Source organism: Microbacterium sp. NPDC088619 (assembly GCF_044752825.1).
Taxonomy (GTDB): domain Bacteria; phylum Actinomycetota; class Actinomycetes; order Actinomycetales; family Microbacteriaceae; genus Microbacterium.
The window spans coordinates 1-1,874 of the sequence record NZ_JBIVLZ010000003.1 but is presented as its reverse complement, the minus strand read 5'-3'; the positions used below and the strand labels follow the sequence as shown (position 1 = coordinate 1,874).

Here is a 1,874-nt window from a genome sequence, read left to right as displayed (position 1 = left end):
CCATGTCAAATGTTCCACCCATGAGCTCCCAGCGAAGAACGTATGCCTTCGATCTGGGTTCTGGACTCCGAAGAGTCAGATGCTCCTTAGAAAGGAGGTGATCCAGCCGCACCTTCCGGTACGGCTACCTTGTTACGACTTAGTCCTAATTACCGATCCCACCTTCGACGGCTCCCTCCACAAGGGTTAGGCCACCGGCTTCAGGTGTTACCGACTTTCATGACTTGACGGGCGGTGTGTACAAGACCCGGGAACGTATTCACCGCAGCGTTGCTGATCTGCGATTACTAGCGACTCCGACTTCATGAGGTCGAGTTGCAGACCTCAATCCGAACTGGGACCGGCTTTTTGGGATTCGCTCCACCTCGCGGTATTGCAGCCCTTTGTACCGGCCATTGTAGCATGCGTGAAGCCCAAGACATAAGGGGCATGATGATTTGACGTCATCCCCACCTTCCTCCGAGTTGACCCCGGCAGTATCCCATGAGTTCCCACCATTACGTGCTGGCAACATAGAACGAGGGTTGCGCTCGTTGCGGGACTTAACCCAACATCTCACGACACGAGCTGACGACAACCATGCACCACCTGTTTACGAGTGTCCAAAGAGTTGACCATTTCTGGCCCGTTCTCGTATATGTCAAGCCTTGGTAAGGTTCTTCGCGTTGCATCGAATTAATCCGCATGCTCCGCCGCTTGTGCGGGTCCCCGTCAATTCCTTTGAGTTTTAGCCTTGCGGCCGTACTCCCCAGGCGGGGAACTTAATGCGTTAGCTGCGTCACGGAATCCGTGGAATGGACCCCACAACTAGTTCCCAACGTTTACGGGGTGGACTACCAGGGTATCTAAGCCTGTTTGCTCCCCACCCTTTCGCTCCTCAGCGTCAGTTACGGCCCAGAGATCTGCCTTCGCCATCGGTGTTCCTCCTGATATCTGCGCATTCCACCGCTACACCAGGAATTCCAATCTCCCCTACCGCACTCTAGTCTGCCCGTACCCACTGCAGGCCGGAGGTTGAGCCTCCGGATTTCACAGCAGACGCGACAAACCGCCTACGAGCTCTTTACGCCCAATAATTCCGGATAACGCTTGCGCCCTACGTATTACCGCGGCTGCTGGCACGTAGTTAGCCGGCGCTTTTTCTGCAGGTACCGTCACTTTCGCTTCTTCCCTGCTAAAAGAGGTTTACAACCCGAAGGCCGTCATCCCTCACGCGGCGTTGCTGCATCAGGCTTGCGCCCATTGTGCAATATTCCCCACTGCTGCCTCCCGTAGGAGTCTGGGCCGTGTCTCAGTCCCAGTGTGGCCGGTCACCCTCTCAGGCCGGCTACCCGTCGACGCCTTGGTGAGCCATTACCTCACCAACAAGCTGATAGGCCGCGAGCCCATCCCCAACCAATAAATCTTTCCAGTAGCTGACCATGCGGTCGCTACTCGTATCCAGTATTAGACGCCGTTTCCAGCGCTTATCCCAGAGTCAGGGGCAGGTTGCTCACGTGTTACTCACCCGTTCGCCACTGATCCCACAGAGCAAGCTCCGTGTTCACCGTTCGACTTGCATGTGTTAAGCACGCCGCCAGCGTTCATCCTGAGCCAGGATCAAACTCTCCGTAAAAAAGAAATGCATACGACACCGGGAAAACGGTGACGCAGCGAGTTTGATGCTGACCAAAGAGACAAATTCATTGCTGACTTCATCCGAATGCCAACCCCACAAGGAGGTTGGTCTTTGATCCAAAGGAATTCTCACCCAGCCGAAGCTAGACGAGGATAATTTGGCATTTGACAAGTGCACGCTGTTGAGTTCTCAAGGATCGGATGCTCCCACGACCCAGTCATCACAACCAGGCCCGAAGGGCAACTTCTCTATCTTA

General features: G+C 54.9%; 1 rRNA gene. It reads right to left on the bottom strand.

Features of this window, described 5'->3' with window-relative positions:
* Positions 1-90: 90 nt before the first annotated feature.
* Positions 91-1,615 (bottom strand): 16S ribosomal RNA (locus tag ACIP5T_RS18815).
* Positions 1,616-1,874: the final 259 nt, after the last annotated feature.